The sequence below is a fragment of the Calothrix sp. NIES-2100 genome, from assembly GCF_963875285.1.
Lineage (GTDB): Bacteria > Cyanobacteriota > Cyanobacteriia > Cyanobacteriales > Nostocaceae > Aulosira.
In genome coordinates this window covers 3,851,280-3,868,824 of the sequence record NZ_CAWNLA010000001.1, presented here as the reverse complement: position 1 = coordinate 3,868,824, position 17,545 = coordinate 3,851,280, and the positions used below count along the sequence as shown (strand labels likewise).

The following is a 17,545-nucleotide window of genomic DNA, read 5'->3' as shown; positions in this document are numbered from 1 at the left end:
AAGCATGGCTAGTACAGAAACACAAGATTCAATAGAAAAAATCGCCATCATTGGTATGGCTGGGCGATTTCCAGGGGCAAAAAATATAGAAGAATTTTGGCAGAATTTAAAAGATGGTGTCGAGTCAATTTCTGTCTTTTCAGAGGAAGAGTTAATCGCTGCTGGAGTAGAGCCAGCTTTACTAAATGAATCCAATTATGTCAAAGCTGGTGGTGTGTTAGAAAATATTGATTTATTTGATGCTGCGTTTTTTGAACTTAACCCTAAAGAAGCTGAAATTACAAACCCCCAACACCGTTTATTTTTAGAATCTGCTTGGGAAGCTTTAGAAAATGCTGGTTATGACAGCCAAAAGTGTAACAATCGCATTGGAGTTTATGCTGGAGCGAGTCTGAGTAATTATTGTTCTTTTGATTTGAATAGCGATCGCGTAGGTTCAGCAACATCCTATCAAACATTGATTGGTAACGATAAAGATTTTCTGAGTACTCGTGTATCTTACAAATTAAATCTAAAAGGGCCGAGTATTACAGTTCAAACTGCTTGTTCTAGTTCATTAGTTGCAGTTTCTTTAGCTTGTCAAAGTTTGCTGAATTATCAATGTGATATGGCCTTGGCGGGAGGGGTTTCAATTCATACACCCCAAAAAACAGGTTATATAGCTCAAGAAGGCGGAACTTTATCGCCTGATGGACATTGTTATGCGTTTGATGCGAGAGCGAAAGGCACAGTTATTGGTAATGGGGTAGGAGTTGTTGTCCTGAAACGGCTTCAGGATGCGATCGCCGATGGTGATTTCATTTATGCAACTATCTTAGGCTCGGCAATTAATAACGATGGTTCTGGTAAAGTTGGTTACACAGCGCCTAGTGTAGATGGTCAAGCTGAAGCGATCGCTGAAGCAATGATGCTGGCTGATGTGGAGCCGGAAACAATTAGTTATATTGAAACTCACGGTACGGGTACAGCTTTAGGCGATCCGATTGAAATTGCTGCACTGTCGCAAGTTTTTCGTAGCACTACGGATAAAAAAGGTTTTTGTGCGATCGGTTCAGTCAAAACTAACATCGGTCACTTAGATGCAGCAGCAGGAGTGACTGGACTGATTAAAACAGCTTTAGCCCTCAAACATAAGTTAATCCCACCCAGCTTAAATTTTGAGCAACCCAATCCCCAAATTGACTTTACCAATAGTCCGTTTTACGTCAATACTAAGTTGAGTGAATGGCAAACAGGCGCAAATCCTCGCCGTGCTGGTGTCAGTTCCTTGGGTATGGGAGGAACTAATGCTCATGTAATTCTTGAAGAAATAGAGCAGAGGAGCAGTGGTTCGACTTCGCTCACCAACCAGGGAGCAAGGGAGCAGGGGAGAAATTATCAGTTGTTAGTGCTTTCAGCTAAAACTGATTCAGCTTTAGAAACTGCAACCAAAAATCTTGCTCAATATCTCACACAGCATCCTGATTTGAAGTTGGCAGATGTAGCTTATACACTACAAGTAGGGCGTAAAGAATTCAACTATCGTCGCATCCTTGTATGTGAAGATATCGAAGATGCCATCAAAACCTTGAATCAGCAAGATATTCAAAGAGTTCTGACACATTACCAAGAACCATGTCAGCAATCTATCGCCTTCATGTTTCCGGGACAGGGTGCGCAATATCCAAACATGGGCAAAGAGCTTTATGACACTGAAGCAATATTTCGTGAACAAGTTGATCGCTGTTGTGAAATATTAAAATTCCACTTGGGTTTAGATTTAAGAACGCTTATTTATCCCCAAGATTGTGAAGTCGCAGCCGAAAAACTTAAACAGACTCATATTGCTCAACCAGCATTGTTTGTCATTGAATATGCGTTAGCTCAGTTATGGATGTCTTGGGGTGTGCATCCACAAGCTGCGATCGGTCATAGCATTGGGGAATATGTAGCAGCTTGTTTAGCTGGCGTATTCTCTTTAGAAGATGCCTTGACGTTAGTCGCTGCTAGAGGACGGTTGATGCAGCAAATGCCTGCTGGTTCTATGCTGGCTGTTTCCTTACCTCAAGAACAAGTTCAAGCTTTATTAAATGAAGAATTATCTATAGCTGCTAGTAATGCACCATCTACTTGTGTGGTTGCGGGTAGTCATGATGCTATTAATACTTTTCAAGAAAAGCTGTTAGAAAAAGGCATAAATTGCCGTCGTCTCCATGTTTCCCATGCTTTTCATTCTCCGATGATGGAATCTATATTAGAACCATTTCGGCAAGAAGTGACTAAAGTTAAACTCCATCCGCCAAAGATGCCTTTTATTAGCAATGTTACAGGCACTTGGATGACAAATCAACAAGCAATAGATCCTAATTATTGGGTAAAACATTTACGTCAAACTGTTTACTTTTCAACGGGTATTTATGAGTTAATCAAACAAGAAAATCGCATTTTATTGGAGGTTGGCACAGGTCGAACATTATCTACTTTTGCTAAACAGCATTCAACAGCTAATGTAATAGTTTCCTCATTACCTCATCCGCAAGAAAAGCAGTCAGATGTTAACTTTTTACTCAATAGTTTAGGTCGTCTTTGGCTATCAGGAATCTCAATAAATTGGTCGGTATTTTCTGGCAAAGAACGCCATCAGCGTATTCCTTTACCAACTTATCCCTTTGAGCGTCAACGTTATTGGATTGAACGACAAAAGCATCTTAGTGTTACTCCAATCACACAGGGTAAAAAGCCGGATATTGCCGATTGGTTTTATATACCTTTGTGGCAGCAATCTTTACCTCCAAAGAAATTGGTATCTCAAAACTCTTGTACTATAATATTTATTGATGAGTGTGGTTTAGGTGAAGAACTAGTAAAAAGACTTCAGGTTGATAGTCAGTATGTAATCATAGTCAAACTTGGATCAGAGTTTACTAAACTGAATGAGTATACTTATAGTCTGAATCCCAAAAAATGCGATGATTATGATGCCTTATTTAATGAATTGAGCGTCCAAAATAAGACCCCAAAAACAATAGTTCATTTATGGAGCTTGACTTCTGGTGGTTATATTAATTTAGGGCTTGAAGGAGTTGATCAAGCTCAAGAAAAAGGGTTTTATAGTTTGCTATTTATAGCTCGATCAATTGGCAGACAAGGTATTACAGATAAACTGCAAATTACGGTTATTTCTAATCACATACATTCAGTGATTGGAGAAGAAGTACTATGTCCAGAGAAAGCGACTATACTTGCGGCTATCAAAATAATTCCCCAAGAATATCTCAACATTAGCTGTCGTCATATTGATGTTGTGCTTTCCAAGGATGTTAATTGCTCAGAGGAAAAACTGATAGATCAGTTGCAAAACGAACTACAAGCACAATCCTCCGATATAGCGATCGCCTATCGGGGAAATCATCGCTGGGTGCGAACCTTTAAGCCTGTCCGATTAGAAGCAACACCCGGAGGAACATCACGATTAAGACAAGAAGGAGTGTATTTAATCACAGGTGGACTCGGAGGTATTGGGCTGACTCTAGCATCATATTTGGCGATGACGATTCGAGCCAAACTAGTTCTGATAGGACGTTCAGCTTTTCCTGTCAGAGAAGAATGGCAACAGTGGCTAGCTACTCACGATGAGCAAGATGATACAAGCCGCAAGATTCGGAAAATACAGGAACTAGAAGAACTAGGCGCAGAAATTTTGGTTAAGAGTGCTGATGTGGCTGACTTCCAACAGATGCAAGAAGCGATCGCACAGATTCAGCAACGGTTTGGCAACATCAATGGTGTAATCCATTGTGCTGGAGTTCCTGATTATGCTGGTGTGATTTCTCGGAGAACGCGAGAGATGACAGAAAGCATTATGGCTCCTAAAGTCAAAGGTACACTAGTACTGGATAGCCTTTTGCAGGATGTTCAATTAGACTTTTTTATTCTTTGTTCATCTCTTAGTTCTATCCTTTATCGCAAGAAATTTAGTGAAGTTGGCTATTGTGCTGCTAATGAATTTCTTGATGCTTTTGCTGATTACAAAACAAATCAAGCTCGGACATTCACAGCCTCTATTAACTGGAGTGATTGGCAGGATATTGGTATGTCAATGGAGGCAGTGAAACGCTTCCTTAGTGAACAGAATATTTCTGACGCTCAATCCCTATTAATAGATGCATTATCACCTTCAGAAGGGATAGAAGTTTTTCGGCATATTGTTAACAGTTCATTCCCTCAAATTGCGGTATCAACTCAAGATTTAACCACCTTAATAAAACGAGATAGTCATTTTAATGTCCAAGCTTTCTTGGAATCTTTAGACAAAAATAAGCTTTCAACATCGCTACATCCACGCCCTCAACTGAGTAATGCTTATTTTCCTCCTCGTAATCACATAGAACAAGAGATTGCTAATCTCTGGCAAGAAGTACTCGGTGTTGATCGAGTTGGCATTCATGACAATTTTTTTGAGTTAGGTGGAGATTCGTTAAGTGGAGTAACTTTGATTAATAAATTCCCCAAAAAATTTCATAAAAGCATCCCAGTCTCAGCATTATTTGCAGCGCCAACTGTGGCGGAATTAGCTGAATACTGCCAAAAAGAATCCTCAATAATTCTTAATGAAAAAAGCTATTTAGCAACAAGTAATCGCGAACAAGGAGTACTATGAAAACTATCGAGCAGTTTTTATCTGAAATTGAACGTTTGGACGTAAAACTTTGGGTAGAAGGAGAGCAGTTACACTATAACGCCCCCAAAGGTACAATTACATCAACTCTACTAACTCAAATAAAAGAGCGTAAAGCAGAAATTTTACAAGTATTAAATCAAGATGATGTAATTCAAGCTGTACCACGAAATCAGCAGTTACCCTTATCTTTTGCTCAACAAAGACTCTGGCTTGTAGAACAATTACAACCTGATAGTTTTACATATAACGAACCCGTTGCTTTGCACTTACTTGGTTATCTCAATATAGAAGTGCTAGAAAAAAGCATCAATGAAATTGTGCGCCGTCATGAAATTTTACGTACCACATTCACCGCAATAGATGGTCAACCTCTACAGGTAATTACTCCAAGTTTCAACGTTAAAGTATTAGTAGTAGATTTCAGTAATTTACCAGCAATTGAGCGAGAATATAAAGCGCAAAAATTTGCCCAGCAAGAAGCTGAGTTGCCTTTTTATCTAACAAAATTACCATTAATTAGAGTCACAGTTCTACAGCTTGGTAAGCAAGAAAATATATTATTGCTTACAGTACATCATATTGTTTGGGATGGCTGGTCTATAGGAGTATTAATTCGAGAATTAAGTACCCTGTATAGTGCATTTTATAATGGTCAACATTCACCATTACCAGAACTAACAATCCAGTATGCCGACTTTGCTGTTTGGCAGAGAAATTGGTTGCAAGGAAAAGTTTTGGCAGAAAAATTAGCTTATTGGCAAGAAAGAGTTGGCAATAATTTACCAGTGCTGCAATTACCTACAGTGCGTCCACGCACAGAAGTTAAAACTAATCGTGGTGCTAGTCAATCTTTTGTGATTCCCTCTCACTTAGCAGAAGCGATTCAAGCATTAAGTCATCAAGAATGTGTTAGCTTTTTTATGACTTTATTAGCAGCTTTTCAGGTATTATTGTTGCAATATACCAAACAAGAAGATATTGTTATTGGTACAGATATTGCTAATCGTAACCGGGCAGAGACGGAATCATTAATTGGATTTTTTATGAATCTGTTAGTGTTACGTACAGATTTAAGTGGTAACCCTAGTTTTCGAGAATTACTAGCACGAGTACGTCAAATTACTTTAGAAGCTTATGCTCATCCAGATTTACCTTTTGAGGAATTAGTTAAAGCCTTACAACCTGAACGTAGTTTGAGTAATACATCACCATTATTTCAGGTTTTATTTGTTCTGCAAAATACTCCTATGCCCTCTTTAGATTTACCAGGATTGACATTAAAAGAGTGGTTTTGGAGAAACGACACAGCCCGGTTTGAACTTGCAGTATTTTTAACCAAAACTCCTGAAGGAATTACTAGCACTTGGCGGTATAATAGCGAACTTTTTACAGAAAGTGCCGTTGCTCGCATGGCAAGCCATTTTGAGACTTTACTAAACAGTATCGTTAAACAACCTAATGCCCGAATTAATAGTTTAGAAATATTGACTGAATCTGAAAAGAGACAACAAGCTATGCAAAACAGCAAACGCAAGGCTTTTAATCGAGAAAAATTTATTAAAATTGCTCCTACAAGTATCAATTTATCATCTACAAATTTAGTTACAACCACCTATTTGCAAGAGGGTAATACCTTTCCTTTAGTAATTCAACCTTTGGCGGATGATGTTGATTTAGTAGATTGGGCTAAGAGTAACCGTGAATTGATAGAAAATGAATTATTAAAGCATGGTGCTATATTATTTAGAGGATTTCAAACTAATACAGTCACAGAGTTTGAAACTTTTGCTGGCGCAGTTTGTCCAAATTTATTTGGTGACTATGGCGATTTACCCCGCACTGGTGAAGGTAACAAAGTATATGGTTCTACTCCCTACCCAGCCGACAAAGCCATACTTTTTCATAACGAAAGTTCTCACTTGCATTGCTGGCCTCTAAAAATCTGGTTTTTCTGCGTTCAACCTGCACAACAAGGCGGAGAGACACCAATTATCGACTGTCGCAAAGCTTATCAAATTCTCCCTGCCAAATTCCGAGAAAAACTTGCCCAAAAACAATTCATGTACGTTCGTAACTATACGAATAATCTAGATGTGAGTTGGCAAGATTTTTTCCACACTTCCGATAAAAGCGTAGTTGAAGATTACTGTCGCCAAGCTGGAATTAGCTTTGAATGGTATGGAGACGATAGTTTAATCACTCGCCAAGTTCGTCCAGCATTAGCAGTACATCCTAAAACTGGTGAATCGGTATTTTTCAATCAAATTCAATTGCATCACATCGCTTATTTGGATGTAAAAACTAGAGAATCTTTATTATCTTTATTTGATGAGAAACAATTACCACGTAATGTTTATTACGGTGATGGTACGCTTATTGAAGATGATGTGATTGCAGAAATTAATCATGTATATAAACAGTCTCAAACTAGCTTTACGTGGCTAAAAGGAGACATTCTCATGTTAGATAATATGTTATGCGCTCATGGACGCTCTCCTTATATCGGAAAACGCAAAATTGTAGTAGCGATGGGAGAAATGATCCACGGTAATAATGTTGCAAAGCTAAAAGAGGAAGAAGGAAGTATATGCTAACTGAAACTATTAATGGTTTTCGACTTTCTCCCCAGCAAAAGTGGCTTTGGTTATTGCAACAAGAAAGCAGTGCTTATGTTGCTCAAACTGCTATTCTGCTAGCAGGTAATTTAAACAAAGAAGCTTTAAAATCTGCTTTACAGCAAGTTATATCGCGTCATGAAATATTACGCAGCAGTTTTTGTAAAGTAGTAGGCTTGAAACTGCCAATCATGGTGGTAGAAGATAGATGTATTTTTTCCTGGCAAGAAATAGATTTATGTAATTCAGAAGCAAATGCAATTGATTTGGCTTGTCAAGATGAAATTAAAAAGCCTTTTAATCTAGAGCAAGCACCACTTTTAAGAGCATCTTTATTAAAACTGTCGATAACTAAACATATTTTAGTGATTACTTTACCAGCATTATGTGCTGATAGCGAAACACTAAAGAACTTGTTTAGGGAAATTAGCGACTTTTATGGTAATGATTCAGACACAGAAGTTGTGCAGTATGCTCAGTTTTCTGAATGGCAAAATCAATTATTAATCGAACCAGAAGCAGAAAACTTTAAAGATTATTGGCTTCAGCAAAATTTTTCGGCTGTCTCTCAACTACAGCTTCCTTGTCAAAATAAAAGCCAAAATCAAGGAGAATTTTCGCCAGAATTTTGGGAATTTATAATTGATGACAACATTATTAAAACAGACTATTCTCTAGATGAGCTATTGTTTTCATGCTGGCAGATTTTACTGTGGCGACTAATTAAGCAATCAGAAATTATAGTTGGTTGTATTTGTAATGGTAGAGAATATGAAGAATTACAAGACACTTTTGGCTTAATTGCTAAATATCTCCCGATTGCTAATCGCCTTACACCAGATTTAAGCTTTGAGGAAGTTATAAAGCAGGTTAGACAAGCTACCCAAAATGCTAATGAATGGCAAGAATATTTTGTTTTTGAAGAAATAGATAGCTTGTCTGACAGATTACCAATATTATTTGAATTTACAGATTTGCCTGAGAAACGTTACTTAAATGATGTAGAGTTTTCAGTCTATAAACATTACGCCTGTGTTGATAAATTCAATATCAAGCTTTCTGGTTTTGTTAAGGATGACTGTGTAAATCTGAGAATTGATTATAATAATAACTTGTTTACATCTGGAGCGATCGCTCTTTTGTCCGAGCAATTCCAAACTTTAGTCGCCAGTGCGATCGCAAATCCAAATTCACCAATTAATCAGCTAGAAATTATCTCTGAGAATCAGTTACAGCAACTACTAATTGATTTCAATCAAACACAAGCTAATTATCTGCAAGATAAGTGCATTCATCAACTATTTGCAGAACAAACATCTAAGACACCAGACAATATCGCAGTAGTATTTGAAAATGAACAACTGACTTATAATGAACTTAACAATCGAGCCAATAAATTAGCTAATTACATTCAACAGTTAGGAGTTAAACCTGATGTATTGATAGGGATTTGTTTAGAAAAATCACATCTATCAATAATTGCTATTTTGGCAGTTCTCAAAGCTGGTGGTGCATACTTGCCTTTAGAACCAAATATTCCAGGCGAACGCTTGGGTTTAATGTTGCAAGATGCCCAAGTACAAGTTTTGTTGACTCAAGAAACATTACTTTCTAGTTTGCCTGAACATACAGCGCAAGTAGTCTGTTTAGATAGTTGGGAAGCTATTCAAACCAGTTGCGAAAATCCTCTTAGCAGTGTCACCTGTGAAAATTTGGCTTATGTTATCTATACCTCTGGTTCAACAGGAACACCAAAAGGTGTTGCAGTTGAACATCGCCAACTATGCAACTATCTCCACGGCATTTTAGAAAAATTAGATTTACCCGATGCTGCGAGTTTTGCAACTGTCTCTACCTTTGCGGCTGACTTGGGTAATACTGTCATTTTTTCAGCTTTGTGTACAGGTGGATGTCTGCACATTATCTCTCAAGAACGCGCTACTAATACCGTAGCGTTAGCTGAATATTGTCGCCGCCATCCTATCGACTGTCTCAAAATTGTTCCTTCTCATTTGAATGCACTGTTAACTACTGCTAACCCTGAAGAAATATTGCCATCTCAATTACTGATTCTGGGAGGTGAAGCCGCTACCTGGGATTTGGTAACACAAGTTCGGCATTTAAAACCAAATTGTCAGATTTTGAATCACTATGGCCCGACAGAAGCTACTATTGGAGTGCTGACATATAAAGTCGAACAGGAAGCCACTCAATCAAAAACAGTACCTCTCGGTCGTCCCATTGCTAACACCCAAATTTACCTACTTGATGAACATCTGCAACCTGTTCCCATATATGTACCGGGGGAACTGTATATTGGTGGTGCAAACTTAGCGCGGGGATACCTCAACCGTCCTGAGTTGACTAAGGAAAGGTTTATTCCTCATCCTTTTAGTGAGGCTGAAGAAAGTCGCTTGTATAAAACTGGTGATTTAGCCCGCTACTTGCCTGATGGTAACATTGAATTTTTAGGACGTTGCGATCGCCAAGTAAAAATTCATGGTTTCCGCATCGAACTAGAAGAAGTCGAAGCTATCTTGCGCCAAAATCCAGCTATTAGGCAAGCTGTAGCCACTGTGCGCGAGGAACGCTTAGTTGCTTATGTGGTTTCCCAGCCTACCTCTACTAGCGACTTGCGGCAGTTTATGCAGGAAAGGTTACCTGAGTACATGGTTCCTACTGCCTTTGTCATCCTCAATGCCATTCCCCTGAATGCCAACGGCAAAGTAGACTATCAAGCATTACCCGCGCTAGAACTTGCAGTAGAATTAGAAAAAACATATATTGCACCACGCACACCACAAGAAGAACTCTTAGCAAAAATTTGGGCTGAAATTCTCGGTTTACAGCAAGTAGGCATCGACGATAACTTTTTTGAGTTAGGCGGCGATTCTATTCTCAGTATTCAGGTAATATCCAAAGCGAATCAAGCAGGTTTGCAACTGACTCCCAAGCAATTGTTTGAACATCAGACAATCGCAGAGTTAGCAGCAGTCGCTCAAACAACGGATTCTATTAAGACAGAAACAGGCTTAGTTACTGGAGAAGTACCCCTTACCCCGATACAACACTGGTTTTTTGCCCAAAATTTACCTAATCCTCACCACTGGAATCAGTCAGTATTGCTAGAGGTAAGGCAGAATCTAGATTTTGAGATATTAGAACAAGTAATAAAGCGGTTACTACAACATCATGATGCGCTGAGGTTGCGTTTTCAACAAACAGAAAATGGTTGGCAACAAGTTAATGCTGCACCTGACGAGATAGTACCAGTTACCAGACTGGATTTATCAGACAAACCAGACGCAGAACAAGAAAAAGCCATTGTATCTATTGCTACTGAGTTACAAGCCAGCCTCAACCTCTCTAACGGCCCTTTAATACGGGTTGCTTATTTTGACCAAGGTAACGATAAACTAGCTAGGCTGTTAATTATCATTCACCACTTAGTAATTGATGGTGTCTCTTGGCGAATTTTATTAGAAGACTTGCAGACAGCTTACCAGCAACTTAGCCAAGGTGAGGAAATACAGCTACCTGCAAAAACCACAGCCTTCAAGCAATGGGCAGAAAAGTTAAATGAATATGCTCACACTCCAGAGTTACAATCGGAACTCGAATACTGGGAAAATCAAACCCAGAAATCAGCTATTCACCTGCCAACAGATGCTCAAGATGCAAATACAGTAGCATCTGCAAGAACTGTATCAATTTCTCTCAGCAGCACAGAAACACAAGCCCTGTTACAAGAAGTACCAAAGGCTTATCAAACCCAAGTCAATGATGTCTTGCTGACAGCCTTAGTTCAGGCTTGCGCCCAGTGGACAGGAGATAATTCACTGTTACTCACCCTCGAAGGTCACGGACGGGAAGACATTTTCCCCGATGTCAACTTATCGCGCACAGTCGGCTGGTTGACTGCCCAGTTCCCAGTTCTGTTGAGTTTAGGCAATGCTTTCTCGCCAGGAGATGCCTTAAAAACTATTAAAGAGCAGTTACGTAATATTCCGCAAAATGGCATAAGTTATAGTGTTTTGAAATACCTAAGCCAAAATAGTAGCCTCCAAGCTACACCCCAAACTCATTTGAAATTCAACTATTTAGGGCAATTTGACCAAGTATTACCTGATACTTCTATTTTTAAACTTGCAGCCCAAACAACTGGCCCCAACCGTAGCTTGCAAGGAAACCGCAGCCATTTACTAGAAATTGACGGGATGGTGACTGGTGGACAGTTGCGATTGGATTGGACATATAGCCAGAACATTCATCACCCCACCACTATTGAACGCTTGGCTGAAAGTTTTATACAAGAACTGCGCCGCTTAATTGCCCATTGCCAATCACAAGAAGCGGGAGGATATACACCTTCAGATTTCCCAGAAGCAGAACTCAGCCAACCCGAACTTGACAAGCTGCTTGCCAAAATTAGCCAAATGAGTAGGTAGAAATTATGAAAGTAGAGAACATCGAAGATATATATAAACTCTCACCTACACAGCAGGGATTGCTTTTTCATACGCTCTACGCACCTGAATCGGGTGTATATTGCGATCGCTACAACATCACCCTCAAAGGTAATCTCAATACTTTGGCTTTTGAGCAAGCTTGGCAGCAATTAGCAAAAAGGCACGCAGTTTTGCGTTCTTCTTTCCACTGGGAAGATATAGATGAACCGATGCAAGTGGTGCATCGACAAATAGAACTACCTCTTGAACAACAAGACTGGCGGGGGATAAATTCAGTACAACAGCAGCAACAACTACAGTCATTTTTGCAAACAGAACAAAAGCGCGGCTTTGAACTTTCGCACCCGCCTTTAATGCGGTTAGTGTTGATTCAGATGGCTGATGATGTTTACCAATTCGTCTGGAGTAACCATCATATACTCTGGGATGGTTGGTCGCGGGTTGTGCTGTTCACAGAATTTATGGAAATTTATCAAGCATTATGCACTAATCAAAATCCATATTTAAAACCTGCATTTCCCTATCGTAAATATATTACTTGGTTGCGCCAGCAAGATTTCTTTCAAGCAGAAAATTTTTGGCGAAATGCCCTCAAAGGATTTACTGCACCGACACCCTTGGTAGTAGATAATTTTGTCGCCAACACATCAAGCAGTCAGGAATACGATGAGCAAAAAATTGAGTTATCGGTAGCAGCTACAGAAAAACTAAAATCTTTTGCACGCCAATATCAAATTACTCTCAATACTTTAGTACAAGGAGCTTGGGCTTTACTTCTGAGCCGATATTCTGGTGAAGATGATGTTGTTTTTGGGGCTAATACTTCTGGCCGTCCAGTGAGTTTACCAGGAGTAGAGTCAGCAGTTGGGTTATTCGTAAATACCTTACCTGTGCGCGTGCGGGTGAATGGAGATGAATCTATTATTTCTTGGTTGAAAAACCTGCAAGCTGAACAAGCCCAAGCACGGCAATATGAGTATACTCCCTTAGTACAAATTCAGGGATGGAGCGAAATACCTAAAGGCATACCTTTATTTCAGAGTTTCATTGCTTTTGAAAACTATCCTCTAGATTCTTCCTTACTTCAAGGAAAGGAAAACTTAGAGATTGGTGGGTTTAGCGTTGTTAATCGCACTAATTATCCTCTCAGCCTGATTGTCGCGCCTTTAGAGCAATTACAACTTCAGATTAACAGCGATACCTACGGCACGTCTGACGGCGATCGCACTCGTTTCGATGCTGCTACCATTACTAGAATGCTAGGACATTTGCAAACTTTGCTTGAGGGTATAGTTGCAAATCCAGAGCAGCAGTTAAAGGATGTACCGTTGTTAACGCACACTGAGCGACACCAATGCTTAGTAGAGTGGAATAATACCCAAACTGAATATCCCTCAAATCTTTGCATACATCAGCTATTTGAAGCTCATGTAGAGAAAAAACCTAATGCGATCGCACTCACATTTGCTGAACAACACCTAACTTACCATGAGCTAAATTGCCGTGCCAACCAACTGGCGCACTACCTCCGGAAATTCGGAGTCGGGCCAGAGGTACTGGTGGGCATTTGCGTTGAGCGTTCCTTAGAAATGGCGATCGCACTATTAGGTATACTCAAAGCTGGTGGTGCTTATGTGCCGATAGATCCAACTTATCCTCAGTCACGGCAAGCTTTCATGCTGCAAGATGCCCAAATTCGGGTATTAATTAGCCAAGAAGATGTGGTCACAAAATTACCAGAACATCAAGCTCAGGTCATCTGCTTAGACTCCGACTGGATAACTATTTCCCAAGAAAGTACCAAAAATCCTGATAATAGGAATCTAACACCAGAAAACTTAGCATATATCATTTACACCTCTGGCTCTACAGGTCAGCCAAAGGGTGTATTGGTACCTCATGCTAATGTTGTTCGTCTTTTAGAAGCAACTCAATCATGGTTCCATTTCAACGAACATGATGTCTGGACGCTTTTCCACTCTTATGCTTTCGACTTCTCAGTTTGGGAACTCTGGGGCGCGCTCTGTTATGGCGGGCGAGTGGTAGTAGTTTCTTATTTAGTAAGCCGCACACCGCAAACTTTCTGTGACTTGTTGTGTCAAGAGCAGGTAACGATTCTTAACCAAACACCATCAGCTTTCCGCCAATTGATGCAGCAGGAAGAATTATCTGACAAGACCTTTGCTGATAACCTGCGCTTGGTAATCTTTGGTGGAGAAGCACTTGATATCCAAAGTTTAGCACCTTGGTTTGAGCGTCACGGAGATGATTCTCCCCAGTTGGTGAATATGTATGGTATTACCGAAACAACTGTACACGTTACCTATCGTCCTCTAACTGTTGCAGATTTGAAAACAGCAAATGGTAGTGTTATAGGTCGTCCGATACCAGATTTGCAAGTATATATTCTAGATAAGCACAATTCGCTACTGCCGATTGGAGTACCTGGTGAGATGTGTGTTGGTGGTGCTGGTTTAGCTAGAGGTTATCTCAACCGTCTTGAATTAACCAACCAAAAGTTTATTCCCGACCCCTTTAGCAACAAGCCAGGCGCAAGACTTTATAAATCAGGTGATTTAGCTCGCTACTTACCTAATGGAGAACTAGAATACTTAGGACGTATCGACCATCAAGTAAAAATCCGAGGTTTTCGCATTGAGTTAGGAGAAATTGAGGCACTACTGAGACAACACCCAACTGTGCGGGAAACTGTAATTCTAGTCCGAGAGGATCAACCTGATGATAAACAGTTAGTAGCTTACATTGTTGCCAAATCTGAGCAAGTCCCAACCACCAGTGAATTGCGAAACTGGCTCAAAGTGCAACTGCCAGATTATATGCTGCCATCGGCATTTGTTCTGTTAGAGGCACTGCCTTTAACATCTAACGGTAAAGTTGATCGTCAGGCATTACCTACACCCAATACAGCCAGACCGGAATTAGACGAAGCTTATGTAGCCCCTTCCACGCCTGAAGAAAAGGTACTCGTAGACGTTTGGGTACAAGTCCTTGGAGTTGAACAGGTTGGCATTCACGATAACTTCTTTGCTTTAGGAGGAGATTCCATCCGTAGTATCCAGGTATTGAGCAAAGCTAAAGAGCGTGGGTTGAGCCTTTTCCTACAGCAGATATTTCAACATCAAACTATACATGAACTAGCTCAAGAGCTGACAACGGCAAAAGTCAGCAGTGCGATCGCCGAACAAGTCCAACCATTTAGCTTAATATGCCAAGAGGATGTGTGTAAGTTACCCCAGGATTTAGAGGATGCTTACCCCCTGACTATGCTTCAGGCCGGAATGCTGTTTCACAGTCAGTATAGTGCGAACACCAAAGCTTATCACAACGTCTCTAGCATTCATATCAGAGCTTCCCTCGACCTTGATAAACTAAATACCGCCGTACAACATCTGGCAACTCGCCATCCGCTGCTGCGTACTTCCTTTGATTTGAGTAATTTTAGCGAACCGTTGCAGTTAGTCCATAAAACTGTTTCTGTTCCTTGCCAATTAGAGGATCTGTGCCACCTGTCTGCTGCTGAACAAGAAGAAATACTAGCTTGTTGGTTTGAAGCTGAGAAAAACAACAAATTTGACTGCACAATTGCCCCACTTTTGCGCTTTCAAATCCATCGGCGCAGTGAAGAAACATTTCAGTTTAGCTTTACCGAACACCATGCCATTCTCGATGGCTGGAGTGTAGCTTCGATGCTGACTGAGTTGTTTGAACACTACTTCTTCCTGTTGGGTAAAGAAATTTCGCCAATTGCGCCACCACCAGCCAACGCATTCCGTAACTTTGTAGCTTTGCAAAAACAAGCTCTCCATTCTGAGGAATGCCAACGTTATTGGATGCAAAAGCTCCATGACTGCCCTCAGACAACTATACCTCGCCAACCTGTTTCCCAAAGGTCTGCTGACGAAACTTCAGAAGTTCGTGTTGTGCAAGTACCCATTAACTCTGAGGTTTCGGAACGGCTGAAGAAACTAGCTCAGTCTGCTAAAGTTCCACTCAAGAGCGTGCTTTTTGCTGCACACCTGAGAGTGATTAACAAGCTGTGTCGTGAGTCAGAAGTGGTAACGCTAGTTTCATCTAATGGACGACCAGAAACAAGTGATGGTACTCGCTGCCTTGGGCTTTTCCTCAATCCTTTACCATTTCGGATGCAACTTCCTCAAGGTACTTGGATGGATTTGATATCCCAAGTTTTTCAATCAGAGCAGGAATTATTACCCTTCAGATGGTATCCAATGGCTCAGATTCAAAAAGATTTAGGTGGGAAACGTCGTTTTGAAACTTGTTTTAATTTCACTCATTTCCATGTTTATCAGCGTATTGGCACATTAGGTGATTTAGAAGTATTAGATACTCAGGGATTTAACATTACAGACTTTGTTATCTTAGCTGAGTTCAGACTAAATGTAATTTCCTCTCAAGTCGAGCTTTCATTGTGTGGTAACACTTCTGAATTATCTAACCAGCAAATAGAGGAAATTGCCAATGAGTACGCTCATACTCTGACAACACTAGCTCAATTACCAAATGAAGAATACGAAATTTTTGCTGGCGGTAACAATCTAAAATTTAATAATGACAAACAAATCAAAGAGTTTGAAAAGTCAAGTATTCAAAAGTTGAAACTTGCTAAACGCAGAGCATTTTAGAGCTTCTAAGCGGGAAGATTAAACAATGAAACAAGAAAATACTCCAGTCCCTAGCCTGAAAAAATTAGGAAGCATATCACGTAAAACTTTCAAGATATCTCAAGGTACACTCATTGAGACAAAGCAACTATTACCAGAAAGCTGCATTCCTTTAGTTGTGAAACCTACTATAGCTGGCGTAAATTTATTAGAATGGGCTGCCAGCAACAAGGAGTTGATTGAATCATTGTTGTTGAAGCATAGAGCTTTACTTTTCCGCAATTTTAATATAAATACAACAGCTTTGTTCAATGAGTTTGTTAAATTAACCTCCAGTGGCGAGTTGTTAGAATACCGCGATCGCTCTTCACCACGTCATGAAGTTGGTGATAAAATCTACACATCAACAGATTACCCTGCCGAGCAAAGTATTTTCTTACATAATGAGGGTACTTATTGGTTAACTTGGCCATTAAAAATATACTTTGGCTGTTTAATTGCAGCACAGCAAGGCGGGGAAACACCAATTGCAGACTGTCGTAATATTTTTGGGCGCATTCATCCCCAAATTCGGGAAAAGTTTATCGAAAAAAAGGTATTATATGTTCGTAACTATAATGATGGTTTTGGGCTAACTTGGCAGACTGTTTTTCAAACTAGAGATAAAGCTGTAGTAGAAGAATATTGCCGGAGAAACAGTATTGAATTTGAATGGAAAACAGGCGAACGTTTACGGACTCGTCAAATACGTCAAGCTGTAGTACAACATCCAAAAACTGGGGAATTCATTTGGTTTAATCATGCTACTTTCTTCCATATTTCTACTCTTGAACATACATTTATAGATGCTTTATTAGCAGAGTTTAAAGAAGAAGATTTACCCAACAATACATATTATGGTGATGGCTTACCCATTGAACCAGAAGTTTTAGAAGAATTACGCGCAGTCTATCAGCAAGAAACGGTTTTATTTCCTTGGCAAGCAGGAGATTTATTGATGTTAGATAATATGTCAATTGCTCATGGTCGTTCGCCATTCGTCGGTTCACGTAAAGTTGTAGTAGGAATGGCTGATCCATTCACTAATCCAAATATAAAAATCTCCAAATATTCGTAAACATCTCCCTTTCTTTTCTCTGCGTTACGGGCAGTTTGCTC

Annotated in this window: 5 protein-coding genes; all 5 read left to right on the top strand. The window is 39.9% G+C overall.

Annotated features, from left to right (window positions below):
* Positions 1 to 4 precede the first annotated feature (4 nt).
* Genes AACU32_RS15785 through AACU32_RS15765 form a run of 5 tightly spaced genes read left to right on the top strand, consistent with a single transcriptional unit; the run spans position 5 to position 17,504 of the window.
* The gene (locus tag AACU32_RS15785) at positions 5 to 4,639 is read left to right on the top strand and encodes a type I polyketide synthase (protein ID WP_096600987.1); all 4,635 of its coding nucleotides are present in this window, start codon (positions 5 to 7) and stop codon (positions 4,637 to 4,639) included.
* The gene (locus tag AACU32_RS15780; RefSeq protein ID WP_096600985.1) at positions 4,636 to 7,254 is read left to right on the top strand and encodes a condensation domain-containing protein; all 2,619 of its coding nucleotides are present in this window, start codon (positions 4,636 to 4,638) and stop codon (positions 7,252 to 7,254) included. Before AACU32_RS15785 ends, AACU32_RS15780 begins: the two co-directional genes overlap by 4 nt.
* Positions 7,248 to 11,723 carry a non-ribosomal peptide synthetase gene (locus AACU32_RS15775; protein WP_096600983.1) on the top strand — a complete coding sequence of 1,492 codons (4,476 nt, stop codon included), beginning with the start codon at positions 7,248 to 7,250 and terminating at the stop codon, positions 11,721 to 11,723. Before AACU32_RS15780 ends, AACU32_RS15775 begins: the two co-directional genes overlap by 7 nt.
* A gap of 5 nt (positions 11,724 to 11,728) precedes the next feature.
* Entirely contained in the window at positions 11,729 to 16,408 is a 4,680-nt protein-coding gene (locus AACU32_RS15770; protein WP_096600981.1) for a non-ribosomal peptide synthetase, read from the top strand.
* A 25-nt stretch (positions 16,409 to 16,433) separates the two neighbouring features.
* A complete protein-coding gene (locus AACU32_RS15765) occupies positions 16,434 to 17,504 on the top strand; it encodes a TauD/TfdA family dioxygenase (RefSeq protein ID WP_096600980.1) in 1,071 nt (356 codons plus the stop codon).
* Positions 17,505 to 17,545: the final 41 nt, after the last annotated feature.

Coding starts and splice junctions, on each gene's coding strand:
- AACU32_RS15770 (WP_096600981.1), top strand. CDS start 11,729: ATGAAAGTAGAGAACATCGAAGATATATATAAACTCTCACCTACACAG.
- AACU32_RS15765 (WP_096600980.1), top strand. CDS start 16,434: ATGAAACAAGAAAATACTCCAGTCCCTAGCCTGAAAAAATTAGGAAGC.
- AACU32_RS15780 (WP_096600985.1), top strand. CDS start 4,636: ATGAAAACTATCGAGCAGTTTTTATCTGAAATTGAACGTTTGGACGTA.
- AACU32_RS15775 (WP_096600983.1), top strand. CDS start 7,248: ATGCTAACTGAAACTATTAATGGTTTTCGACTTTCTCCCCAGCAAAAG.
- AACU32_RS15785 (WP_096600987.1), top strand. CDS start 5: ATGGCTAGTACAGAAACACAAGATTCAATAGAAAAAATCGCCATCATT.